17 protein-coding genes and 2 tRNA genes are annotated in these 23,748 nt (G+C 55.0%); 6 read left to right on the top strand and 13 right to left on the bottom strand.

Going from position 1 to position 23,748, the window contains the following annotated elements; translation table 11 throughout:
- Positions 1-33: 33 nt before the first annotated feature.
- From dcuC to M9H61_RS15350, 7 genes are all read right to left on the bottom strand, one after another.
- Positions 34-1,428 carry a C4-dicarboxylate transporter DcuC gene (dcuC, locus tag M9H61_RS15320; protein ID WP_114111990.1) on the bottom strand — a complete coding sequence of 465 codons (1,395 nt, stop codon included), beginning with the start codon at positions 1,426-1,428 and terminating at the stop codon, positions 34-36.
- A gap of 183 nt (positions 1,429-1,611) precedes the next feature.
- Positions 1,612-3,297, bottom strand: a complete 1,686-nt coding sequence (locus M9H61_RS15325) for a methyl-accepting chemotaxis protein (protein ID WP_250281465.1) — start codon at positions 3,295-3,297, stop codon at positions 1,612-1,614.
- Between the two features lie 307 nt (positions 3,298-3,604).
- A complete protein-coding gene (locus tag M9H61_RS15330) occupies positions 3,605-6,058 on the bottom strand; it encodes a DNA translocase FtsK (protein WP_101246494.1) in 2,454 nt (817 codons plus the stop codon).
- 60 nt (positions 6,059-6,118) lie between these two features.
- Positions 6,119-7,309: an aminotransferase class I/II-fold pyridoxal phosphate-dependent enzyme gene (locus tag M9H61_RS15335; RefSeq protein ID WP_250281468.1), complete on the bottom strand. Its 1,191-nt coding sequence runs from the start codon at positions 7,307-7,309 to the stop codon at positions 6,119-6,121.
- Between the two features lie 200 nt (positions 7,310-7,509).
- Positions 7,510-8,748, bottom strand: coding sequence for an ammonium transporter (locus tag M9H61_RS15340; RefSeq protein ID WP_228194741.1), 1,239 nt, complete (start codon positions 8,746-8,748; stop codon positions 7,510-7,512).
- A 334-nt stretch (positions 8,749-9,082) separates the two neighbouring features.
- On the bottom strand, positions 9,083-10,411 hold the full coding sequence (gene amt, locus M9H61_RS15345; RefSeq protein ID WP_250281470.1) for an ammonium transporter: 1,329 nt from the start codon (positions 10,409-10,411) through the stop codon (positions 9,083-9,085).
- A gap of 23 nt (positions 10,412-10,434) precedes the next feature.
- A complete protein-coding gene (locus M9H61_RS15350; RefSeq protein WP_007088725.1) occupies positions 10,435-10,773 on the bottom strand; it encodes a P-II family nitrogen regulator in 339 nt (112 codons plus the stop codon).
- A 597-nt stretch (positions 10,774-11,370) separates the two neighbouring features.
- On the opposite strand from M9H61_RS15350, the gene ubiH reads away from it, so the two are divergent.
- Positions 11,371-12,594, top strand: a complete 1,224-nt coding sequence (ubiH, locus tag M9H61_RS15355; protein WP_250281472.1) for a 2-octaprenyl-6-methoxyphenyl hydroxylase — start codon at positions 11,371-11,373, stop codon at positions 12,592-12,594.
- 144 nt (positions 12,595-12,738) lie between these two features.
- On the top strand, positions 12,739-13,395 hold the full coding sequence (locus tag M9H61_RS15360) for an OmpW family protein (RefSeq protein ID WP_250281474.1): 657 nt from the start codon (positions 12,739-12,741) through the stop codon (positions 13,393-13,395).
- A gap of 104 nt (positions 13,396-13,499) precedes the next feature.
- Here the strand turns inward: M9H61_RS15360 and M9H61_RS15365 are convergent, their stop codons facing one another.
- The 5 genes from M9H61_RS15365 to M9H61_RS15385 form a co-directional block, all read right to left on the bottom strand.
- Positions 13,500-13,883, bottom strand: a complete 384-nt coding sequence (locus M9H61_RS15365) for a gamma-butyrobetaine hydroxylase-like domain-containing protein (RefSeq protein WP_250281475.1) — start codon at positions 13,881-13,883, stop codon at positions 13,500-13,502.
- 15 nt (positions 13,884-13,898) lie between these two features.
- Positions 13,899-14,087, bottom strand: coding sequence for a Trm112 family protein (locus tag M9H61_RS15370; RefSeq protein ID WP_101246487.1), 189 nt, complete (start codon positions 14,085-14,087; stop codon positions 13,899-13,901).
- A 49-nt stretch (positions 14,088-14,136) separates the two neighbouring features.
- Positions 14,137-14,826, bottom strand: coding sequence for an LON peptidase substrate-binding domain-containing protein (locus tag M9H61_RS15375; protein ID WP_250281477.1), 690 nt, complete (start codon positions 14,824-14,826; stop codon positions 14,137-14,139).
- Positions 14,823-15,755, bottom strand: a complete 933-nt coding sequence (gene trxA, locus M9H61_RS15380) for a thioredoxin (RefSeq protein ID WP_250281479.1) — start codon at positions 15,753-15,755, stop codon at positions 14,823-14,825. Before trxA ends, M9H61_RS15375 begins: the two co-directional genes overlap by 4 nt.
- A 139-nt stretch (positions 15,756-15,894) precedes the next feature.
- A complete protein-coding gene (locus tag M9H61_RS15385; protein WP_250281481.1) occupies positions 15,895-16,410 on the bottom strand; it encodes a prolyl-tRNA synthetase associated domain-containing protein in 516 nt (171 codons plus the stop codon).
- Between the two features lie 220 nt (positions 16,411-16,630).
- Here M9H61_RS15385 and M9H61_RS15390 point away from each other — a divergent pair.
- From M9H61_RS15390 to M9H61_RS15400, 3 genes are all read left to right on the top strand, one after another.
- A tRNA-Gly gene (locus M9H61_RS15390) sits at positions 16,631-16,705 on the top strand.
- 36 nt (positions 16,706-16,741) lie between these two features.
- Positions 16,742-16,816, top strand: a tRNA-Gly gene (locus M9H61_RS15395).
- A gap of 110 nt (positions 16,817-16,926) precedes the next feature.
- Complete coding sequence (locus tag M9H61_RS15400; RefSeq protein ID WP_250281483.1) at positions 16,927-17,568, top strand: DUF488 family protein; 642 nt, start codon at positions 16,927-16,929, stop codon at positions 17,566-17,568.
- 73 nt (positions 17,569-17,641) lie between these two features.
- On the opposite strand, the gene fabI is transcribed toward M9H61_RS15400, so the two are convergent.
- Entirely contained in the window at positions 17,642-18,400 is a 759-nt protein-coding gene (gene fabI, locus M9H61_RS15405; RefSeq protein ID WP_114111985.1) for an enoyl-ACP reductase FabI, read from the bottom strand.
- A 383-nt stretch (positions 18,401-18,783) separates the two neighbouring features.
- Between fabI and M9H61_RS15410 the strand changes: the two genes are divergently transcribed.
- Positions 18,784-23,619: an NAD-glutamate dehydrogenase gene (locus M9H61_RS15410; RefSeq protein ID WP_250281484.1), complete on the top strand. Its 4,836-nt coding sequence runs from the start codon at positions 18,784-18,786 to the stop codon at positions 23,617-23,619.
- Positions 23,620-23,748 lie beyond the last annotated feature (129 nt).

Consider the following 23,748-nt stretch of genomic DNA (forward strand, 5'->3'; position numbering starts at 1 on the left):
GTGTCCGTGGATCGAAGAGGCAGATGGAAGAAGTTACGAGGCTGACAGGAACAGCACATTGTAGGTGAACAGCACGATCAGCGCGCCACCCAGCGGGATTGCCGTTCGTTTCACGATATCAATTGGCGAACATCCGGCAACTTCGGATACTGCAATGATAACCCCGGAGACCGGTGACAATGACCGCGCAATACCCGCGGTGAATTGCAGCGGCAGCAAAAGCGATACCGCCCCGGCACTCGAACTGGCGGTAAGCTGCGGTGCCAGATTGGCAAACGAGAAGAATGCCGCATTGCCCGAGCCTGTCAGAATGGCTGTTACCGCGACAAGGATACAGGCAACAAACATCATGCCGACCAGACCAAAGCCCGCGCTTTCGGCCGTGACAATCATGAAGTCGATGGCACCAATTGCCTTGAGGCCGCCGGCAAAGAATTCCGCACAGATGATCAGCGAAATAATGCCCGAGAACATCGTTCCCATGCCCTTGAAGAAGACCATAAAGCCCTTGAAAACTTCACGAAGGTCATGGCGCAGGCGGATCATTTCACAGAAAAGACCCAGCAGCGCCCCCATGATCATTGCGGTTACCACACTGATTTCGATATGGGCGATGAACAGCTTGCTGAAAATCAGGATCATGGTCAGTGGCAAAATCGGCAGCAATGCATAGAAGCCCGGTGCCGATTGTGCCACCGGTTCCGGATCCATTGTTCCGACCGGCGCGGAATGGCTAGCGACAACAACGTGACCATCGCGGCTGTCGAAATATTTGGCACTGAAATAGGTCAGAACACAGATCGTCGGAATGATGAATACCGCAAGCGGGATCTGATATTGGGTAAAGAAGATTGCAACATCGATATTGGCGGTATTGGCCGCAAGGTTTGCGGTGCCCGAAGCCGGACCAAGATCAAGAACAGATGTGGTGCCAATCATTGCTGCTGCCGCGGCCTTGCTGACGCCAAGGCGCACAAGTGTCGGATACAGCGTTACCAGCAACAGCATGGCAAGCCCGGCCGCACTGGGGATAAAGATATTAAGGACCTGACCAACCGCATAGCCGATTGCCAGAACAAGATAAGGCGCGTGAATGCGCGAAAGCGGCTTGATGCTGATATCGACCATGGCGTTGGTTGCACCGATATGGTCCATATATTTGGCAAAACCGCCAGCTGCCATAATGATCAGGCCAAGCCCGGCCAGCCGGTATGACATGATGCCGTGAATATGTTCAAAGATGTCAAATCCGGTCCAGCCGGTCGGATCGGTTTTGCGGAAAATGACACTTTGTTCAGGGAAAAACAGTGCGGTTGCCGCAAACAGCGTCAAACCTGACAGCAGAAGAACAGTATGCGGCTGATATCTTTTGATTATGAGTGTTGCTGCAATCACCGTGACGGCGATTGCAATTATTAATGCGATCATTGGTTTCCTCCCAGACGTTTCCGCGCACACGTTATGGGCGGAGCAGCCCGGGTGTATATTGCTATAACGCGATAAGTTGATCGCATTTTTGCATAAACTATAACGCAAACCAGCAACAAAAAAGGCAGGTCACATGGACCTGCCTTCGGGTTTGTACCGGTTTGATAATCGGTAGCTGTTGCGTCAGGCCGCCCGGATATCGACCAGGAATTGCTTGATCTGACCAAGAAGCGCCTGCGACTTGTCGCCAAGGCTGTTGGATGCATCAAGAACATCGGTGGATGAATGACGTTCTTCCTCGGCCGATTTGCGCAGGCCAACGACATTGCGGGCGACTTCCTTGGTGCCGGATGCTGCTTCGGAAACGTTTCGGGCAATTTCCCCGGTTGCGGCATCCTGTTCACTGACCGCAGCAGCAATGCCACCCGCGACTTCGTTCAATTCCTTCATCCGTGCCGAAAGATGTTCGATCGCGCCCAGTGCCCCCTGGGTGCTGTCCTGAATGCCGCTGATATGTCCGGCAATGTCTTCGGTTGCACGGGTGGTCTGGTTGGCAAGGTTTTTGACCTCGGCGGCAACCACGGCAAACCCTTTGCCTGCTTCGCCAGCCCGTGCGGCTTCGATGGTGGCATTAAGCGCCAGAAGGTTGGTCTGTTCGGCGATGGACTGGATCAGTTCGACAACCTCGCCGATCCTGTCCGAAGCATTTGCCAGTTCGGCAAAGATCGTGCTGGCATCGTCGGCCTCGTTTGCGCCCGATTGTGCGATGTCGGAACTGCGCGCAACCTGAAGGGTGATTTCATCAATCGCGCTTGCAAGTTGCTGGGCGGCCGATGCGACCGTGTCGACATTGGTGGCGGCCTGTTCGGTTGCCGCAGCGACATTGGCGGCCTGAACGGTGGTTTGATCCGATTGCGTGGCCATGCTGGTCGCCGTGCTGCGCAATTGCGCAAGGGCGGCATTGACTGTCGTCAGGTTGCTTTCGACTTCCTGTTCGAACCGGGCAATGCGGTCATTGACGTTTTTGGCACGGGCAAGTTCGGCGGCATTGGCGGCTTCCTGCTGCTGATGCAGGCGATCGGCTTCTTCGCGGTTGGCGCGGAAAACCTCAAGTGCCCGGGCCAGATCACCGATTTCGTCCTTGCGGTCGATGGCATTGTTTTCAACCGACTTGTCACCATTTGCCAGACGCGAAAGCGCATCGGTGATGCTGCGCATCGGCCCGGTCGTGCTGCGTTCAACCGCAAGACCAAGTCCGCCAATAACCATCATCATGGCAATCAGGGTAAAGATATCGACCTGGGCCCGTGACCAGAAGGTTGCCTCGACATCATCGGTATAGACACCGGCTGCAACCACAAGGCCCCAATTCTGTGTGCGTTTGGCAAAGGCCAGCTTGGGTTCGTTTTCCTTGCTGCCCGGATGGGGCCAGACATAGCTGACATAGCCGCCATCGGGATTGCGTGCCGCCGTGGCAAGATCGGCAATCGGGGTTGCACCGGTCGGGTCCTTGACCGATGCGGCACTTTTGCCATTCAGGGCAGGGGACATCGGGTGCATGACCATGGTGCCGTCATGATCGGTGACAAAGACATAGTTGTGGTTGTCAAAACGCTGTGCCGCAACCAGTTCAAGTGCCTGCTTTTTCGCGTCTTCTTCTGAAAGAAGGCCCGATCTGGCGCGCTTGGCAAATTCGTCAATGATGCTTGCCGACTGATCGACCACATATCGCAGGGTGACCTCGCGGTCATTGAGCATGGTGTTGTATAACGACAAAAGATTGATCGCGGCCATCGCAGCCAGCGCAATCGCCACCACAATATTGACGCCGCGCAACTTCCACGCGAACGAATAGTCAGAAAGCTTCATATAGCACCCATTTGATAGCGGTGTGGCGCATTTCAGGTGAAATGCCCTGAAAGACAGTGAACAGTTGTGCACTGTTTCGCGCATTCGCGCGCCGGGTGCTCTGATCTATGGCAAACAATTCAAATTATATTTGCCAAGTTCATGATAAATCACATCTTCCCGTTCAAACGTGCCAATCGCGTGGTAATTGCCATTATCCGTGGCGGAATGTCGCGGGCCCGACATGAAAAAAGGCGGACCCGATCAGGTCCGCCTTTTTTGAGTATTTGGGGCCACAGCACCCGGTTGTACTGGCCCGTCTTGGTGATCAGTATTCGTACGGGCTGCCATCCATGTTTTCCATCAGCACTTCGCGCTTGCCGACATGGTTGGCAGCAGACACCACGCCGTTTTCTTCCATCTGTTCGATGATGCGGGCAGCACGGTTATAACCGATCGACAATTTGCGCTGGATGAAGCTGGTAGATGCCTTTTTCTCGCGAAGGACAATGCCGACCGCCTGATTATAAAGATCATCATCCGAACCATTCCCGCCGGCACCGGCATTGCCGCCACCCATATAGGCGGCCATCGGATCTTCTTCGGGTTCTTCGGTAACGGTTTCAAGATAGGCCGGATCGCCCTGATCGCGCAGATGCTTGACGATGCTTTCGACTTCTTCATCCGATACAAACGGGCCATGAACACGCTGCAAACGGCCACCCTGACCCATGTAAAGCATGTCGCCTTGCCCCAGAAGCTGTTCGGCACCCATTTCACCAAGGATGGTGCGCGAATCAATTTTCGAGGTCACGGAATAGGAAATACGCGTCGGGAAGTTCGCCTTGATCGTCCCGGTGATCACGTCCACCGACGGGCGCTGTGTCGCCATGATCAGGTGCAGACCCGCCGCACGGGCCATCTGTGCCAGACGCTGGATCGATGCTTCGACATCCTTGCCCGCCACCAGCATCAGGTCGGCCATCTCGTCAACGATGATGACGATAAAGGGCAGCGGCTCCATCGGCAGTTCCTGATCTTCAAAGATCGGTTTGCCGGTTTCCGGATCAAAGCCGGTCTGAACCCGACGGGTAAGCTGTTCGCCCTTGGCGGCCGCTTCCTTGATGCGTTTGTTGTACCCGGCAATGTTACGCACGCCCACCTGGCTCATGGCGCGATAACGGTCTTCCATTTCGCGCACCGCCCATTTAAGGGCGACGACTGCCTTGTGCGGGTCGGTGACCACCGGGGTCAGAAGATGCGGGATGCCGTCATAGATCGACAGTTCCAGCATTTTCGGGTCAATCATGATAAAGCGGCATTCTTCGGGCTTCAGGCGATAAAGCAATGACAGGATCATTGCGTTCACCCCGACCGATTTACCCGAACCGGTCGTACCGGCAATCAGCAAGTGCGGCATTTTCGCAAGGTCGGCAATCACCGGGGTGCCGCCGATATCCTTGCCCAGGCTCATATTGAGCTTGCCGGTATTCTTGTCAAAGTCGCTTGATGCCAGAATTTCATGCAGATGCACGGTTTCGCGACGTGCATTTGGCAATTCGATACCAATCACGTTGCGGCCCGGCACCACGGCAACACGGGCGGCAATCGCACTCATGGACCGCGCAATATCATCGGCAAGGCCGATCACGCGCGATGACTTTACACCTGCGGCCGGTTCGAGTTCATAAAGGGTCACAACCGGACCCGGGCGGACCTGAACGATTTCACCCTTGACGCCAAAGTCCTGAAGAACGGTTTCAAGCAGACGGGCATTCTGTGCCAGGGCTTCCTGATCGATCTGGGCGGCATCGGCCGGGTCGGGCTCGTGCAGCAGATCAAGTGGCGGGAAGCGATATTCATCCGATCCCAGATCAAAGGATGCCTGACGCTGGGCGGCGGCCTTCTGGCTTGGTTGCAGCTTGGCAGCCGGTGCTGCGACGATATGGACCGGTGGTTCGTTATCGACGCTGTCATCATCAAAATCGTCGTCATCACTGTCATCGGGGGCCAGTTTCGGTTCCGACTTGCGGGTCGAAATGGCCGAACCCAGCTTGGATTTTGATTTATCAAGTGACGGTTCCTGACGCGAACCGGGGGCGCGTTTGGAAATCGGTTCGTCATTGCTGCCATGCGGGATGACGGCGCGAATGCCGGCAATCACCTTGCCCGCGGCATAGGACAGAACCCCGCCCAGACGTTCCCAGTCCGACAGGGAATAAGCCATGCAATAGATCGTCAGAACAAAACCAAGGATCATGGATGTCAGCGCAATCAGCGCACGCGCCCCGGGAACGCCAATCATGGCAAATCCGGATTGAAGCTTTGCCAGCAACAGATCCCCGGCAAACCCGCCAAGACCCACGGTCAGCGGCCAATGCATGCCCGGCTGGATCGCGGCTGCTGAAATGGCAACCAGCAACAGTGCAAGCGGCAGAACCAGAAACCGCACCCACATCCAGCTGAACGGTTTGACCGCAATCAGGCGCAACCCCCAGCCCAGCATCAGAACCGTCAGAAGGGCCGATGCAAGACCAAGCGTGCGGAGCATCAGATCCGCCCCATAGGCGCCGACAATTCCCAGCGGGTTGAAAATCGGTCCGCGGTCTGTGGCATGGTTAAAGGACGGATCGCCCGGATGGAACCCGATCAGCATGATGAACAGGGCAATGGCAATGAAAACCAGACCAAGGCCGCAAATCCGCAAACCGCTACGCTTCAGCAAAGTCACGAGACTGCCGGGCATAAACGCGGTTCCAAGAGTGTTCGACTGACTGCTCATCTGGGTATCCGTTCTGGTTAAGTCCTGTTTGGGGTGAATGATGGCAAGGGCGCGACAGGCTTAGCTTTCAAGCGCCCCGGCAATCCGCGTCAGCCCGTCGCGTGTGGTTGCAAGATCATGGACAAGGGCAATGCGGATAAACTGTTTGCCCGGATTGTGGCCATTCTTGTCGGTTATCGAAAGGTAACTGCCCGGGATGACCTTAACCCCGGCTTCCTTCCAGATCTTTTTGGTCGCTGCTTCGTCATCGCCGACATCAAGCCACAGGAAAAATCCCCCGGGCGGTCGGTAGAAGCCAAACCGGTTGCCGAAAACTTCGGCCGCGACATCGATCTTGGCGCGATACAGATCCCGGTTTGCCTCGGCATGGGCATCGTCATTCCACAAATCCACCGATGCGGCCATGATCGGCATCGGAATGGTCGCCGAACAATAGCTGCGCAAGGCGGTAAAGCGTTTGACGATTTTGGCATCCCCGGCGACAAAACCGGATCGCAGCCCCGGTGCGCTGGATCGTTTCGACAGACTATGGAACACAAGGACATTGTCCATGTTTCCGCCCTGTTTGGCACAGATTTCAAGAGCGCCGACCGGGGCTTCGCGGTCATAGATATCGGCGTAGCATTCATCCATCGCCAGAACGAAATCATGCTTGCGCGCCAGATTGATCATGCGTTCGATATAGTCGGCCGATGCGATCGCGCCTTGCGGATTGGCGGGCGAACACAGGAAAAACAGCCGACAGGCATCAAGTGTCGCCTCATCAATCAGATCAAGATCAGGCAGAAAACCGGTCTCAGGACCGGCTGCCAGCGGCACCATTTCCGCGTCATTCAGAACCGCTGCGCCGCAATAGACCTGATAAAACGGGTTGGGCAGCAGCACCTTGGGCTTTTGGCCCGGCTGATCTTGCGGAATGACGGTGGTGGCAATCAGATAAAGGGCTTCACGTGTGCCAGCGACGGGCAATACATGGTCATCGCGATGGATCATGCCGGCCGGCAGGTTATAGCGGCGATCAAGCCAGTTCTTGATGGCGTCGCGCAATTCGGGTGTGCCGGAACCGGGCGGATATTTGTGCCAAAGCGATGCGTGTTTGACCATCGCCTCGGTGATCATTGCCGGGGGTTCATGTTGCGGTTCGCCAATCGACATCACCAGCGGGGATTGCCCGGGTTCGATCCCGTCAAGCAGGGCCGCCAGTCGCGGAAACGGATAGGCAGGCAATTGATCCAGGCGTTCGTTAAACATGGTCGTCGTCAATCCAGCTTGATCTGTGCCCCGTCACACTGAACGCGGCCGTTATGCAGAATATGGGTAAATTCCCCTGACTTTACCCCTATGCCAAAAGTGCAAAGAAAGATTTAAGAGACTGGCGACAAAGGTGCAAAAAGCCCGGAAAGGCTGGCTTTCCGGGCTTCGAAAAATCTTCTCGGGATGTCGGGGCGGTCTTAGCTTGCCCGCAGGTCATCCTCGGGATAGGCGCCGATTTTATGAATCGAAATATCCGCGCCATCAAATTCGTCTTCTTCGGAAAGACGGAACCCGACGGTTTTCTTGATCGCGCCATACACGACAAAGCCGGCAATCGTGGCAAAGGCAACCCCGATCAACGATCCGGCAAGCTGCGCACCAAGCGACACGCCGCCCATGCCGCCAAGGGCCTCAAGACCAAAGATACCGCATGCAATGCCCCCCAGCAGGCCACACATGCCATGCAACGGCCAGACACCCAGAACATCATCGATTTTCCATTTGGCCTGACACTGGTTAAAGCCCCAGACAAACAGAACCCCGGCAAGCCCGCCGGTCACCAGCGCCCCGATCGGATGCATGACATCGGACCCGGCGCAAACCGCGACAAGCCCGGCAAGCGCACCGTTATGGACAAAGCCCGGATCGTTGCGCCCGGCAATCAGCGCGGTCAGAATGCCGCCAACCATCGCCATCAGCGAATTCACGGCAACAAGACCGGTAATACCCGAAACCGATTGTGCGGACATGACGTTAAAGCCGAACCAGCCCACGCACAGAACCCACGATCCCAGTGCCAGGAACGGAATATTGGACGGCGGAATACCGATCAATCCGCCGGTTTTGCTGTAACGGCCGCGCCGAACGCCAAGGCTGATGACAGCCCCAAGTGCGATCCAGCCCCCGACCGCATGCACGACGATGGATCCTGCAAAATCATGGAACGGCGCGCCAAATGTGGCTTCGATCATGTCCTGGAAACCGAAATTGTTGTTCCAGACCATGCCTTCAAACAGCGGATAGCACACACCGACCAGAATGGCCGTTGCAAGAAGCTGCGGATAGAAACGTGCGCGTTCCGCGATGCCACCTGAAATGATGGCCGGGATTGCTGCGGCGAATGTCAGCAGGAAGAAGAATTTGACAAGATCATAACCGCTTGAGGCAAAAACAGGCACGCCGTCGCTGCCCGCATGGCCGCTCAATACAGCAGCACTTGTAAGGAAATCAACACCATAGGCGATGCTGTATCCGACAAAGAAATAGGCGATTGTCGAAACGGCAAAATCGACAATGATCTTAACCAGAGCATTGACCTGGTTCTTTTTTCGCACGGTGCCGACTTCAAGAAAGGCAAAACCGGCATGCATCGCAAGCACCATAATGGCGCCCATCAGGACGAAAAACACGTCCGAGGCAGTCTGGAAGGCCTCCATAAGGCATCCCCCTTTATAGCGTTTCCTCTCGGTCCGGTCTTTTCGGGGTAGCCGGACTCTGGTTCGGAGCTGCCAAGATCAATTTTCGTGCCAGAAATGGTTCGAACCGCCATCAGGCCAGCAGCATCAACGGTCTGGCGTCGAAATCGTCGCTTGGGGTGGGGGATGTGCGACTGCTGTGAAAAACGGGTTTTGCCTTCGCAGTGACCAAATCGCTGCCCAAAAAGGCAGCACTGCATACAAAAAGCCCGCCTGGGATGCATCCCGGGCGGGCCAGTTGGTCTGACAGGCAGGGTATCGGGCGAACCCGATACCCGTCAGGAAATCTGTTTGCTTAGAAGCGCTGGGAACCCTTACCGAATTCCGGGTATGCTTCCAGACCAAGTTCAGCAGCATCCGAACCCATTGCCTCGTCTTCTTCAGACAGGCGGATACCGATGGTGAACTTCAGGATGAGCCAGACGATCGCCGAAGCAACGATGGTGAAGGCACCCATTGCAACGATACCGGTCAGCTGAACACCGAACGATGCACCGTCATTGGTGAACGGAACAGCAAGCGTGCCCCAGATACCGCAAACAAGGTGAACCGAAACTGCGCCAACGACGTCGTCGATTTTCAGTTTGTCGAGCAGCGGAACCGCGATGACAACCAGGATGCCGCCGATTGCGCCAATGATGATGGCAGAACCGATGGTCGGGGTGTCCGGACCAGCCGTGATCGAAACCAGACCAGCCAGCGCACCGTTAAGTGCCATGGTCAGGTCGACCTTTTTGTAAAGGATCTGGGTCAGGATCGCAGCGGCAACAACACCACCAGCAGCAGCCATCGAGGTGTTGCCATAGATGTTGGCAATCGCGATGACATCAGCGCCGGAACCCATAGCAAGCTGGGAACCACCGTTGAAGCCGAACCAGCCGAGCCACAGGACAAAGGTACCAAGGGTCGCAAGCGGAAGGTTGGAGCCCGGCATCGGGTGAACCGAACCGTCTGCACCGAATTTGCCTTTACGTGCACCGAGGATGATCGCACCGGTCAGAGCAGCCCAGCCGCCAACCGAGTGAACGATGGTCGAACCGGCGAAGTCAGCAAAGCCCATTTCAGAGAGCCAGCCGCCACCCCATGTCCATGCACCGGTGATCGGATACAGAACGCCGGTAAGTACGACGACGAAGATCATGAACGGCCACAGTTTGATGCGCTCGGCAACAGTACCGGAAACGATCGAAGCTGCGGTTGCAACGAACACCATCTGGAAGAACCAGTCAGAGGTTGCAGAATAACCGCCAGAGAAGTCACCACCCAGAGCTGCTGCATCATCAGCACTCCAGAGGCTGAGCGAGCCGATCCAGCCCGTAACATCCATATACATCAGGTTGTAGCCGATGAGGTAATACATGATACCTGCAACAGCAAACAGCGCGATGTTCTTGAACAGAATGGTCGAAACGTTCTTGGTACGAACGAGGCCGGATTCAAGCATCGCAAAACCAGCAGCCATCCACATGACCAGCGCGCCGCTGAACAGGAAGCTGAAGGTGTTAAGAATGTATTGGGTCTCAGCCGAAACGCCAGCGTCCTGAGCAAAGGCCGGAGAAGCGATTGCCAGAAGGGCGGTAGCTGCAACAGCAGCAAGGCCGGTTTTCTTCATGGAAATAGTCATAATGTCTCCCCTTGTCTCTGGACTTACAGGGCGTCGTCGCCGGTTTCACCAGTACGGATACGGACCGCCTGGCTCACATCAAGAACGAAAATCTTACCGTCCCCGATTTTCCCGGTTTGAGCAGTTTTGGTGATGGCTTCGACAACCTGATCGACCAGATTATCCGTGATGGCGACTTCCAGCTTCACCTTCGGCAGGAAGCTGACCATGTATTCAGCACCACGATAAATTTCGGTCTGGCCTTTCTGACGGCCAAAACCTTTAACTTCGGTGACCGTCAGACCCTGAACGCCAAGCGCGCTGAGCGCTTCGCGGACTTCATCGAGTTTGAACGGCTTAATGACAGCAGTAACAAGTTTCATAATATTGCGACCTCCCGGCATATCCGTTGAGTACCAACGTGGTAATCACGATTTCGCAGTCGCAGTTTCCAAACCAAGAATCGTGCCAGACTCAAAATAAAACTGTTAAACAATTGATTTGTAATGAAAAATTCAAAGATCGTTTGAGTTGAGCCAGAACATTCCAATGGAATTGGTGGATTAAAATATGCACAGAATCTGTTTCTGTTTAAAAAATGTGCATATTTTTTAATCAAAGAAATACAACAGCAAAAACCTGTTGTAGCTCAAGGCGATGGCAGGTCGCGGATTGCGCAGATATTGGCGCTTTTTCGGGGATGGGTGGTCTGTGCGGTGGCGGGATTCCGCCATTATTTAATCGGAGCCTGTCGCGGATCTGGCCGGTGATCCGGGCGTGGGCAGACCGCCGTAAATATCATCACATGACAATTCCCGGGCCAGAGTGACCGGGGCGGGTTGTGGGGGCGTTCCGGGCGGGGTAAATATGGGCTGTAATCAATTGCGGTTATGAATATTGCGTCAGGTCAACGCCGTCCTGTGATCAAAGGCCGTAAGACAGCGGGATCGACGGAGCCGACTGAAACAGGATATTTCGAGATGCATGATCAACAGGCACTTCATACCGATGTCGTCATTCTGGGCGGTGGTCTGAACGGGGCGGCGATGGCGCTTGCTTTGGCCCACGGAGGCATGAAGTCGGTTGTGATCGATTACGCAGATCCCAAAACGATCCTGAGTGCAAATTACGATGGTCGCACCTGTGCAATCGCGGCGGCGTCCAAATCGGTGCTTGATGTGGTCGGGGCCTGGAAACATATGGCTGACGAGGCCGAGCCGATCCTTGATATCCGGATCGCGGATGGTCAAAGCCCGCTTTTCCTGCATTACGACCATCACGATATTGGTGACGAGCCGCTGGGTTATATTGTTGAAAACCTTGTGACCCGCGGGGCGCTTTATCGTGCAATTGCCAAAAACGATCTGGTGGAAATGATTGCACCGGCCCGTGTTTCTGAAATTGCCCGCGACCAGGGCGGCATGACCATCACCCTTGATGATGGCCGTTCCGTGCGCGCACCACTGGCTGTCGGGGCCGAAGGTCGCAATTCGATGCTGCGCAAATGGGCAGGCATCAAAACCTATCAGTGGAGTTACAAGCAAAGTGCGGTGGTCTGCACGGTCAAGCACAAGCAGCCCCATAATGGTCTGGCGGTCGAGCATTTCCTGCCGGCCGGTCCGTTTGCGATCCTGCCAATGACCGATAACCGCTGTTCAATCGTCTGGACCGAGGGGACTGACCTTGCCAATTATCTGGTCAATCTTGACGAAGAAACCTTTGTTGATGAATTGCATCGTCGTTTCGACGGCTATCTTGGTGATCTGGAAGTTGTCGGGCCGCGCTTCTGTTATCCGCTCGGGCTTCAGCATGCCTATCACTATACCCAGGATCGCATTGCCCTGATCGGGGACGCGGCACATGGCATGCATCCGATTGCCGGTCAGGGCCTGAATATGGGAATCCGCGATGTCGCGGTTCTTGCCGAAATCCTGGTCAATGCGCGCCGTCTGGGCCGTGATATCGGCAGTGCCGATGTGCTGGCCGATTATGAACAATGGCGCCGGTTCGACAATACGGTGATGCTGGCGGTGACCGATCTGACCAACCGGCTGTTTTCCAATGACATTGCCCCGATACGCTGGGCACGCGATATCGGTCTGGCAGTGGTTCAGAAAATCCCGCCGCTTAAAAAGACCTTCATGTCCCATGCCATGGGCTATGCCGGAACACTGCCGAAATTGATGCAGGGTAAGTCGCTTTAATGGTCATTACTGATCAAGGTTCATTTAAAACCATTCAAAACACTGTCGTTTTTAGTCAATGACTGTTGATATGTGTCAACAAGTCATCAATCAGAAAGGCGCAATGTCCCCTTCGATCTGAACTACGGAAAAAGGGGACAGACAATGTCATTCTTGAAGAAAACGATGGGCGCGACTGCATTGGGTGGCCTGATGGCAGCGGCCTTGCTTACCGGCAATGTGGCCTATGCACAGTCCGCAGAATTCAAAACCAAACAGGCTGGTGACATTGTTATTCGTGCTCGCGGTATTGCGATGGTACCGGATGAAGACACTTATGACGATACGATTGGCAGCGGTGAAGGTAAGCTGAGCAATGACGTCGTGCCGGAAGTCGATTTTTCATACTTCCTGACCAACAACCTGGTGCTTGAGCTGATTGCAGCAACGACCAAGCATGATCTTGACTGGCAGAACCCTAATCTGGACGCCGGCTCGGTTCGCCTGTTACCGCCGACCTTGACTCTGCAATATCACTTCATGCCGGAAAGCCGTTGGAGCCCGTATGTCGGTGCAGGTATCAACTATACCTTCTTCTACGATTCCAAGCCGGGTCAGTTCAACTCGGTCAAATATGACGATGGTTTCGGTTACGCGTTCCAGGCCGGTTTTGACTATGCCATTTCCGGTCCGTGGTCGGTTAACTTCGATGTGAAGAAAATCTTCCTTGATACCGATGTCAGCATCAATAACGGTGCCAATACCTCCAAAGCACATCTTGACCCATGGGTCTTCGGCGTTGGTGTTGGCTATCGCTTCTGATTTCTATCTGTGACACAAAGTGTCACGGTCTGAAGACGCAAAAACGGTCCTGCCGCTGGCAGGGCCGTTTTTTATTGGTCATGAATGACGGGAAAGTTTGCAGGTTAGCGCTTCGGGTCGCGTGACAGGCCGCGTGCTTCAAGGGCGGCAAGGTAATCCGACCAAAGTTTGTCCTGCTTGTCATGAAGCTCGCGCAAATAATGCCAGCTATAAAGTCCGCTATCATGCAGGTCATCAAAGCCGATGCGCACGGCATAATTGCCGACTGGCACAATATCGATGATCCCGACATGTCGACGTCCGGCGATGATCTTTTTCTCGGACGGGTGATGGCCCTGCACTTCGGCGGACGGGCTTTCAACACGCAGAAGCTCTGCGCTTAGACGTGTCGATACGCCGTCATCCCAGATGACCTCAAGAATGCGGTCATCGCGCAGATAATTGATCTCGACGGGGGTGAATTCCGGTGTGAAGCCGTCCTGTGACATGATGGCCTGATCTGATCAGTCTTCGATCGGGCGGGCTTCGTCGGGCAACATGATCGGAATGCCGTCACGGATCGGATAGGCCAGACCGGCCTTCGGGCTGATCAGTTCGTTGTTTTCACGATCATATTCAAGCGCCTGCTTGGTTACCGGGCAGACAAGGATTTCAAGCAGTTTCGGGTCTACCGGGCTGTGGGTCGCAGTCATGAATTCGGCCTTTGGGTTCGGGTGCCATCACAAAGAATGGCATGGACAATCAATTGGCGCTGCCATGTACCTGTTTGGGGCCGGCATGGACCGCCATTTCAAGCAGCGTGGTCAGCATATCGCCCCGATCATACAAGGTTGTGCATTCGAGCAAAGCCTGTTTTTCAAGCGGGCTGAGCCGACACCCCATCGAAATGGTCGTAATCAGCATTTCATCATCGCTGTCGGCCAGTGTATCCCAGCATGATCGCAGGGAATGCTGGGCAAAATAGGCCTCAAGTGCGATGCGCAGCCGGTCGCGATTGATCGGGGTGTCATCGGCCGGGATATCCAGATCGTCTTTCCACGGGGAAAAATCGCCGCGGACCATGCGATATCCGCCATCGGTACAAGGCAATTCCTCAATCACGTTAAAGCGGCATACGCCGGTCAGCGTGATCAGAAACCGGCCATCGTCGGTTTCGCTGAAGGCGGTAATGCGCCCGGCACATCCGGTCGAAAAGATTTCCGGATGGTCCGGGTCCATGAAATAGTTTTTATGCTGGTCGGGGCGCGGTTGAATCATCCCGAAAATGCGGTCCTGTCCCAATGCGTCGGCCACCATATTCATGTAGCGTGGCTCAAATATATTCAGCGGCAAATGCCCGCGCGGCAGTAAAAGCGCACCACTAAGCGGGAAAACCGGCATGACATCAGGAAGATCCGAAAAGGCCGGATCAAATGGACCGCATATGCTCATGAAAACAGTACCGTCGATAGGGCCCGGCGTCCGGCAACACTGGCAGGATCCATCGGGCCCCAGGCTTCAAAAAACTTCAGGAGCTGTGTGCGTCCTGCATCCTCGTTCCATTGCCGGTCGGTGCGAATGATCCTGATCATGGCATCGACGGCGGCATCGCGCTGATTGGCAGCAAAGCACGCCATGCCGTAATCAAACTGTGCCTGCAAATCATCGGGGTTGGCTTCGGCCCGCGCGCGGGCTTCTTCAAGGTCATCCCCCGACACGCCGGTCTCGGCCAGTTCAAGCGCGCTGATGGCTTCGCTGACCGGGCCTTTCAGGCGCAGCTGTTCTGGCATGTCATCGACATACTGGCGCGCTGCTTCAAGTTCTTCCATCGCGACCAGACAACGGATCACGCCACCTGTGGCCTGTTCGTTTTCGCCTTCGCCATCCCGTTCAAGAACGGCACCGTAAAGGCCATAGGCCGACTGGATGTCATCATTGGCAAGGGCGGTGGCCGCCTGTTCAAGAAGTGCTTCGACCGGGCTTTCGATCGGGCCACCGGCAAGGCGTTCGTAAAAGGCGCGCACTTCGCTTTCGGGCTGACCACCCTGAAAACCGTCAACCGGGCGACCGCCCTTGAAGGCATAGACAGTCGGAACCGACTGGATGCGCAGCTGCATCGCCAGTTCCTGGTTTTCATCAATGTTGATTTTGACGAGCTTTACGCGACCGCCAGCTTCGCGGGTGACTTTTTCAATCACCGGCGTCAGGTTTTTGCACGGACCGCACCACGGTGCCCAGAAATCGACCACCACGGGAACTTCCATGGAAGGCTCGATCACGTCCTGGACAAACGTTTCTACACTGCTGTCCTTGATCAGGTCAGAAGCCTGATTCTGATTGGTGGCGGTCTCAGGCGCATTCGCGTCAAGAATAATCGACATAGTAGGTCACTCGCTAATTCTGAAATTCTAGATGATGCCGCAGTGCCCGGACGACAAGAGGCAGGCATGTGAAATAGGTGTATTACTATAGTTAAATATAAGTATTTATAATGGTTTACCTTAGGTGTCCGCCATTCAGTTAGGGGGCTGCCGGTTCCGGTTCTGCATCGAAATCAATGACCAGGGCTTCGTAGCCCAGGGAGTCGATGAATTTCAACAGGTCTTGGGACGAAATTGTCGTGGTGCGGTCATTTCGCAAGGGGTGAAAATTCAAAACATCGCCCCTGGCAAGCTTCGCATCCAGCGCCAGATTGACCTGTCGTTCCCGGTCATTGATCAGCGCAAAGGGTGTGACAGAGCCCGGTTTGACCCCCAATGTTTCGATCAGCAATTCCGGTTTGCCAAAAGACAGGCGTGCACAGCCCAGCCGTTTGTGCAGGTGGTTCATGCGGATTTCGGTTTCTTCCTCGGCCACAACCAGCCACATCGCCCCTTTCTTGTCTTTGACAAAAAGGTTCTTGGAATGAAGGCCCGGCAGATCCCCGCGCAGCTTTTGCGAATCCTCGACCGTAAAAAGCGGAACATGCTCGTGAGTCGTCGTTTCGATTCCCAATTTTGCCAGTTGATCGAAAAGTACGGTTGATGGATCGCTCATGCTCTTTCCCTTACGGATGTAGTGCGCGAAGATAGCCAAGTTCGGAACGGGACGCAAATTTGCGTCGGCACGGTCGGATTTCGGCAATTGGACCTCGTAAAGTCAAGGAAAACCGCCAAAATTTGCAATGTTACGATTTCGCGGAAAAAAGGGTTGCAATCGCTCTTTGTTGGGCTATTATCCGCGCCGCTCCACAGGGGCAGGAAACAAACTGATGAATGCGGGCGTAGCTCAGGGGTAGAGCATAACCTTGCCAAGGTTAGGGTCGAGAGTTCGAATCTCTTCGCCCGCTCCATCAGACGGTTTCCACAAGCATCGCTTTCATGATGATGCGGGCGTAGCTCAGGGGTAGAGCATAACCTTGCCAAGGTTAGGGTCGAGAGTTCGAATCTCTTCGCCCGCTCCATGATGAAAGTTCAAAGGCCGTCCTTCGGGGCGGCCTTTTGCTTTTTGCGATTGCGTGACGGAGTCACCATCAATCTTGCAGCTTGGGTCGAATTATCGTTTCTTGGCCCTATGCAACATCAAGCTTCGACCACTTCGCATAATCCAGATCGCATCATCTTTACTGTCGGCTATGCCGGGCATGACCGCGACAGTTTGCTTGCGCTTTTCAAGGCGCAGGGCATCACGGCAGTTGCTGATATCAGGACATTCAAGCGATCCAGTTACTGGACGGCTTTTGATGCGGACAGTTTCGGGCCGTTTTTGCGCGAAAACGGCATTGCCTATGTCTTTATGGGCGATGTCATGGGTGGCAAGCCCCAGACCCCCGCGCTGTATCCGGACGGGCAGCTTGATTATGGCCTGATGGCGCAAACGCCTGCTTTCCGGTCGGGGATCGCGCGGCTTGTCAGCGGGGCGGAAAAGTACCGTATTTGCCTGATGTGTGCGGAAAAGGACCCGCTTGATTGTCATCGGACCTTGCTGATCGCACCGGCATTGAAGGAAGCCGGGTTTGATTTGCGCCATCTGGTCGAAGGCCGCATCGAAAGCCAGACGGAAACCGAACAGCGGATGCTTCAGATCAATGGCGGGGATGCCCCCGATCTGTTTGCCGCGGCCGAACCCGACCCGGATGCGGATTACAAACTGGCATTGGCCCGTCAGATCAAACGGGTCGCGCCAATGGCCGACGACGCCATCAAGCGCCGCTAGGAAGCTTCTTGGCGCATGCTAGGGGTGGGTAATCGGGGTCTTGGCGATGCGGGCGGGGCGCCTGATTGCGGATCTAGCCCATGATGTTGTAACCGCCATCAATATGGACGACATCGCCTGTCAGTGACTTTGCACGGTCACTGACCAGAAAAGCTGCCAGTTCACCGATCTCGTCAATGGTGACAAGGCGCTTTGACGGGGCGCGTTGGGCGGTTTCATCCATAAGATGCTGAAATTCGGCGATGCCCGATGCCGCACGGGTCAAAAGCGGGCCGGGCGATATGGCATGGCACCTGATGCCTTTGGCGCCAAGCTCGGCTGCCATATAGCGAGTCGTGCTTTCAAGTGCGGCCTTTACCGGGCCCATCACCCCGTAATGATCCACAACCCGTTCCGATCCCATATAGGTCACCGTCAAAAGTGTCCCGCCATCGCCCATAAGCGGTTCGGCCCGTTTGGCGAGCCTGGCAAAGGAATGGCACGATATGTCCATGGCGGCCAAAAATCCGTCGCGCGAGCAATCAACGACCCGCCCGTGCAGGGCATCTGCCGGGGCAAAAGCGATGGAATGCAACAGAAAATCAAGCTTTCCCCATTGTTTTTCGATCTGCGCAAACAACATGTCAGATTGTTGTTCATCTCTGACATCAAGTTTGGTGATGATCGCGGCATCGACCTTTTGGGCCAGGGGGCGAACATGGGGTTCGGCCTTGTCATTGAGGTAGGTGACCGCAAGATCGGCACCTTCGCGTCGGAAAATGCGCGCACACCCCCAGGCAATGGACAGGTCATTGGCAATTCCAACGATTAATCCCTTTTTGCCTTCCAGCATGGCGTGTCTCCGGCAATGTGGTGTGCGGTTGCGAAAGAATCGGCTGTGTGTGGCAGAAGGAAACAGTTTAGGTGATTTTGCGTCGCAGCAAATAACAAAATTCTGTGACAATACTGCCTAACAGTTAATCAGATGGGTGATGCCTAGCTTGTTGGTTAAATGAATTTTTTTTGTGCAGAAGCATAGTTTTTAGGCAATTGATCGGCTATGTGTAGCCTTGGAAGGATCCTTCGGAAATCCGTGTCATCCAATAGCGGTTTTCCCCCGGTTTCTTTCGGGTTTCGGCCCAAAAATAAAATGTGACATCCGTGGTGTGTGATGCCGGCCGCAAAGGTCGGTGTTTCGGTTCTGGCAAACAGAACTGAGAAAAAGGGAAATTGGACATGAAAGCCCGAAAAGACGACCCGAAACGGGAAGTCATCGACAAAGTTGTCGAACAAATCAAGCAACGCATAAAAGGCAAGACGGCGAAGGATGCAGAAGCATTCGTTCGCCTTTTTTATAAGGATGTTCCGCCTGACGACATGGCGGGTCGATCGGTCGACTCGCTTTATGGCGCGGCGTTGACGCTTTATAAATTCGCGCAAAAGCGCCCGTCCGCCGATGCTGCCAAGATCCGGGTCTATAACCCCGATCTTGAAGAGCACGGCTGGAAATCCGATCACACCGTGATCGAAATCAGCAATACCGACATGCCGTTTCTGGTCGATTCCGTAACATCGGCCCTGCATGAACTTGATCTGACCGTGCATCTTGTCATTCACCCGATCATGCGCATTGCCCGTGATGACAGTGGTGAATTGCTGTCGGTGGCCGGGGTGGACGAGTCAAAAGACCCGCGTGAATCGGTAATGCATGTCGAGATTGACGAACAGACCGATCAGGCCGTTCTGACCAAAATTCACGACCGTCTGGAAAACGCGCTGACCGATGTTGCGCTGGCGGTGCGTGACTGGCAGCCGATGCTTAAAAAGGTCACCGAGGTTCTTGATGAAATCGGTGAAAGCACCGGTGGCGTTGCCGAGGAAGACCGCCAGGAGGTCAAGGATTTCCTTGGCTGGCTGCATAATGATCACTTCACCTTCCTTGGGTATCGCGAATACCGCTTCAAAACCGGCGGCAAAAAGGGTGCTGTCGATGTCGAGGTGAAAAACCAGCTGGGCATTCTGTCGCGTGAAGGAACGCATGTTTTTGATGAACTGCGCCAGATCGGCAATCTGTCGCCCGAAGTTCAGGATTTCGTCACCAGCCCCAACCTTCTGATGGTGACCAAGGCCAACAAGCAATCCACCGTTCATCGTCCGGTGCATCTTGATACCATCGTCGTCAAACAGTTCGACGCCAAGGGCAAGGTCGTTGGTCAGCATCTGTTTGTCGGTCTGTTTACTTCGGTCGCCTATAACCTCAGCCCGCGTCTGATCCCGCTTCTGCGCATGAAACTTGCCGAAACGGTCAAGCGTGCCGGCTTCCCGCCAGCCAGCCATGATGGCAAGGCGCTGGTCAATATTCTTGAAACTTTCCCGCGCGATGAGCTGTTCCAGGTCGAACTCGATGACCTGTATCATACTTGCATGGGCATCCTGCATTTGCAGGAACGTCAACGCATTGCCCTGTTTGTCCGTCGCGATGCGTTTGAACGGTTTGTATCCTGTCAGCTGTTCTGTCCGCGTGATCGGTTCTCGACCAAGTTGCGCTTCAAGTTCCAGAAAGTCATCGAGGATGCCTTTGATGGCAAGGTAACCGCGCATTACACCCTGATCGGGGACAGCCCGCTTGCGCGTCTGCATTTGCTGGTCAAAACCAATCCGGGTGAGCTGCCGGAATATGACGTTGCCGAAATCGAACGCCAGCTGGTGGAAGTTGCCCGCGACTGGACCGACACATTGCGTCAGGTTCTTGTCCGTGAAATGGGCGAAGAACGTGGTCTGGCGCTGTATCGTCGCTATGGTGAAAGTTTCTCAAGCGACTATCGCGAACGTTTCACCGTCGAAAGTGCGGCCCTTGATATTGAACGCATCGAAGATGTGATCAAGGCCAATGACCTGCGGGTGAACCTGTATCGCCCGATCGAGGCTGCCGAAAACGAACTGCGCTTCAAGATTTACAATCCCGGTGCGCCGGTTCCGCTGTCTGATGTTCTGCCCATGCTTGAAAATATGGGGCTTAAGGTCATCACCGAGAACCCGTTTACCGTAAGCCCGCGCGATGTTGAAACCAACGTGCGGATCCATGATTTCGGTGTGGTTGTCGATGGTGAGTTCAATCTGCATGACGTCCGTGACAAGTTCCAGGAACTGTTCGTGCGCATGTGGCATGGCGAGGTCGAAAATGACGCCTTTAACCGTCTGGTTCTGCTGGGGAATCTGAACTGGCGTGAAGTCGTCATCCTGCGGGCTTATGCCCGCTATACCCGTCAGATGGGCTCGGCCTTCTCGCAGAACTATATGGCGCGTACCCTTGCCAATAACCCGGCCCTGGCATCGGCGATTGTGTCGCTGTTCATTGCCAAGTTTGATCCGGATCGCGATCCGGGTCTGGCCGCCGAAGTCGACGTGATCGAGGCCGATATCATCACCCGTCTTGAAGACGTGATGAACCCGGACGAAGACCGCATTTTGCGCGCCTTCCTCAATCTGGTTCAGTCGACATTGCGCACCAACTTCTTCCAGTATGGTGCGGATGGAAATCCGAAACCGTATCTGTCGGTCAAATTCAATTCCGGCATGATCGAAGATTTACCCCTGCCGCGTCCGTGGCGGGAAATCTTTGTCTATTCCCCGCGGGTCGAAGCTGTCCATCTGCGCGGTGGGCCGGTTGCCCGTGGCGGCATCCGCTGGTCCGACCGTCAGGAAGATTTTCGCACCGAAATTCTTGGTCTGGTCAAAGCTCAGATGGTCAAGAACGCGGTGATCGTGCCCGTCGGGTCCAAGGGCGGGTTCGTGGTCAAGCGTCCACCTGCGGACGGGTCGCGCGAAGCATTCCTTGAAGAAGGCATTGCCTGCTACAAAACATTGATGAGCGGCATGCTCGATATCACCGACAACATTGTTGGCGGCGAAATCATTCCGCCGGAACGGGTCCGTCGTCTTGATGATGATGATCCCTATCTGGTTGTTGCCGCCGACAAGGGCACGGCGACATTTTCCGATATCGCCAATGGTGTCGCCCGTGATTATGGCTTCTGGCTTGACGATGCCTTTGCATCGGGCGGGTCGCAGGGCTATGACCACAAAAAAATGGGCATCACGGCGCGCGGTGCCTGGGAATCGGTCAAACGCCACTTCCGCGAAATGGGCAAGGATATCCAGACCACGCCATTCACCGTCGCCGGTGTTGGTGACATGTCCGGTGACGTGTTTGGCAATGGCATGTTGTTGTCCGAACAGATCAAACTGGTCGCGGCCTTCAACCACATGCATATCTTTGTCGATCCGGACCCGGATCCGGCAAAAAGCTTTGCCGAACGCAAACGCCTGTTCGATCTGCCGCGTTCAAGCTGGACCGACTATGACAAAAAGGTCCTGTCAAAAGGCGGCGACATCTTTGACCGCAAGGCCAAAACCCTTGATCCGTCCCCCGAAGTCCGCAAGCTTCTGGGTCTTGATGGCGGCAAGGTAACCCCGGCCGACATGATGAAGGCCATTCTGAAGGCCGATGTCGAATTGCTGTGGTTCGGTGGTATCGGGACCTATATCAAGTCCAGTCACGAAACCAATGCCGATGCCGGGGACCGTGCCAATGATGCCATCCGCATCAATGGTCGCGAAGTCCGGGCCAAGGTGGTGGGCGAAGGCGCAAACCTTGGTGCGACCCAGCGTGGCCGTATTGAATATGCCCATGCCGGTGGTCGTCTGAATACCGATGCGATCGACAACGCAGCGGGTGTGAACTGCTCGGATCATGAGGTCAATATCAAGATCCTGCTGGGCGAAGTCGTTTCGGCCGGTGATATGACCGAAAAGCAGCGTAACAAGCTTCTGGTCGAAATGACCGACGAGGTCGGCGATCTGGTTCTGCGCGACAACTATCTGCAAAGTCAGGCCATTTCGAATGCCCACGCGGCAAATTCGGAATTGCTTGATGCGCAGGTGCGCCTGATCCGGATGCTGGAACGCGAAGGCCGTCTGAACCGGGAAATCGAATATCTTCCCGATGATGAAGAACTCGCACGTCGTGCCAATGCGCATGAAGGTCTGACCCGCCCCGAAGTTTCGGTGCTGATGCCCTATGCCAAACTTTGGCTTTATGACGAAGTGCTGGAATCCGATCTTCCTGATGATCCGATTCTGGTCGAAGAACTGGTGCGCTATTTCCCGACACCGCTTCGCAAGAAATATACGGATGCGATTTCGGGCCATCGTCTGAAACGTGAAATCATTGCCACGGTGGCGACCAACAGTCTGGTCAACCGGGTTGGTGGCACGTTCGTGCATGACATGATGGAAGCAACCGGTCTTTCGGCCGTTGATGTATCACGCGGTTATCTGATCACCCGTGCGGTGTTTGGTCTGCGTGATCTTTGGGCCGGGATCGAAGCCCTTGATAACGTGGTGCTGGCCAAATTGCAGACCAGCATGTTCCGCGACATCAACCGCATGGTCAATGACGTCACCCAATGGTTCCTGCGCAATTGCGAAGACCTGAATGTCGGTGCCAAGATCGAAATGTTCCGTCCGGCAGTATCCAAGGTGATTTCGGCCTTTGATGAAATCGTTCCTGCCGATGCTGCATTCCGGACTGCACTGGAACAGAAAACCCAGTCGCTGACCGCACAGGGCGTTCCGGAAGAACTTGCGCGCCGCATCGCATCGGTTGCTCAGATGGTCGCGATTTGTGATGTGGTCCGGATTGCCGAGGCAACTGGTCGTGACGTCATCGAAGTTGCATCGACCTATTTCGCGGTCGGAACCCGCTTCCAGCTTGGTCTGATGCGGGCCGCAGCAGAATCGATCGAAGCCGAAACCCATTGGCAGAAACTGGCACGTGCAGCAGTGATTGATGACCTGTTTGGTCATCAGCGCGAACTGACCCGTGCTGTTCTGGCCGAAGGCAAAAAAGGCAGCTCGGGTAGCGAGCTTGTTGATAAATGGGTTGCTGCCCATCAGCGTGGTTGTGCGCGCTGTGACGAACTGATCAACGAGTTGCGCGCCGCGGGCCAGATCGATCTGTCGATGATCACGGTGGCAAACCGCCAGATGCGGGCGCTGATCGGGGCCTGATCCGGATCGGGCATCAAACATCTCAGTGCAAAGAGGGCGCCTTGTGCGCCCTCTTTTGTCGTTTCGGGGCCGGATTTCGTCATTGAAACGGGGCGGGATGAAAAAAAATACCGCTTTGATGGCTGTTAT

The sequence above is a fragment of the Thalassospira sp. GO-4 genome (genome assembly GCF_023588965.1).
Lineage (GTDB): Bacteria > Pseudomonadota > Alphaproteobacteria > Rhodospirillales > Thalassospiraceae > Thalassospira > Thalassospira povalilytica.

What these genes read in the sequence shown, in the direction of transcription:
- trxA (WP_250281479.1), bottom strand. Translation starts at nt 15,755, where the DNA reads ATGTCGATTATTCTTGACGCGAATGCGCCTGAGACCGCCACCAATCAG.
- M9H61_RS15335 (WP_250281468.1), bottom strand. Translation starts at nt 7,309, where the DNA reads ATGTTTAACGAACGCCTGGATCAATTGCCTGCCTATCCGTTTCCGCGA.
- fabI (WP_114111985.1), bottom strand. Translation starts at nt 18,400, where the DNA reads ATGCTGGAAGGCAAAAAGGGATTAATCGTTGGAATTGCCAATGACCTG.
- M9H61_RS15325 (WP_250281465.1), bottom strand. Translation starts at nt 3,297, where the DNA reads ATGAAGCTTTCTGACTATTCGTTCGCGTGGAAGTTGCGCGGCGTCAAT.
- M9H61_RS15375 (WP_250281477.1), bottom strand. Translation starts at nt 14,826, where the DNA reads ATGAGCATATGCGGTCCATTTGATCCGGCCTTTTCGGATCTTCCTGAT.
- M9H61_RS15370 (WP_101246487.1), bottom strand. Translation starts at nt 14,087, where the DNA reads ATGACTGCGACCCACAGCCCGGTAGACCCGAAACTGCTTGAAATCCTT.
- amt (WP_250281470.1), bottom strand. Translation starts at nt 10,411, where the DNA reads ATGACTATTTCCATGAAGAAAACCGGCCTTGCTGCTGTTGCAGCTACC.
- ubiH (WP_250281472.1), top strand. Translation starts at nt 11,371, where the DNA reads ATGCATGATCAACAGGCACTTCATACCGATGTCGTCATTCTGGGCGGT.
- M9H61_RS15340 (WP_228194741.1), bottom strand. Translation starts at nt 8,748, where the DNA reads ATGGAGGCCTTCCAGACTGCCTCGGACGTGTTTTTCGTCCTGATGGGC.
- M9H61_RS15400 (WP_250281483.1), top strand. Translation starts at nt 16,927, where the DNA reads ATGCAACATCAAGCTTCGACCACTTCGCATAATCCAGATCGCATCATC.
- dcuC (WP_114111990.1), bottom strand. Translation starts at nt 1,428, where the DNA reads ATGATCGCATTAATAATTGCAATCGCCGTCACGGTGATTGCAGCAACA.
- M9H61_RS15360 (WP_250281474.1), top strand. Translation starts at nt 12,739, where the DNA reads ATGTCATTCTTGAAGAAAACGATGGGCGCGACTGCATTGGGTGGCCTG.
- M9H61_RS15410 (WP_250281484.1), top strand. Translation starts at nt 18,784, where the DNA reads ATGAAAGCCCGAAAAGACGACCCGAAACGGGAAGTCATCGACAAAGTT.
- M9H61_RS15350 (WP_007088725.1), bottom strand. Translation starts at nt 10,773, where the DNA reads ATGAAACTTGTTACTGCTGTCATTAAGCCGTTCAAACTCGATGAAGTC.
- M9H61_RS15330 (WP_101246494.1), bottom strand. Translation starts at nt 6,058, where the DNA reads ATGAGCAGTCAGTCGAACACTCTTGGAACCGCGTTTATGCCCGGCAGT.
- M9H61_RS15365 (WP_250281475.1), bottom strand. Translation starts at nt 13,883, where the DNA reads ATGTCACAGGACGGCTTCACACCGGAATTCACCCCCGTCGAGATCAAT.
- M9H61_RS15385 (WP_250281481.1), bottom strand. Translation starts at nt 16,410, where the DNA reads ATGAGCGATCCATCAACCGTACTTTTCGATCAACTGGCAAAATTGGGA.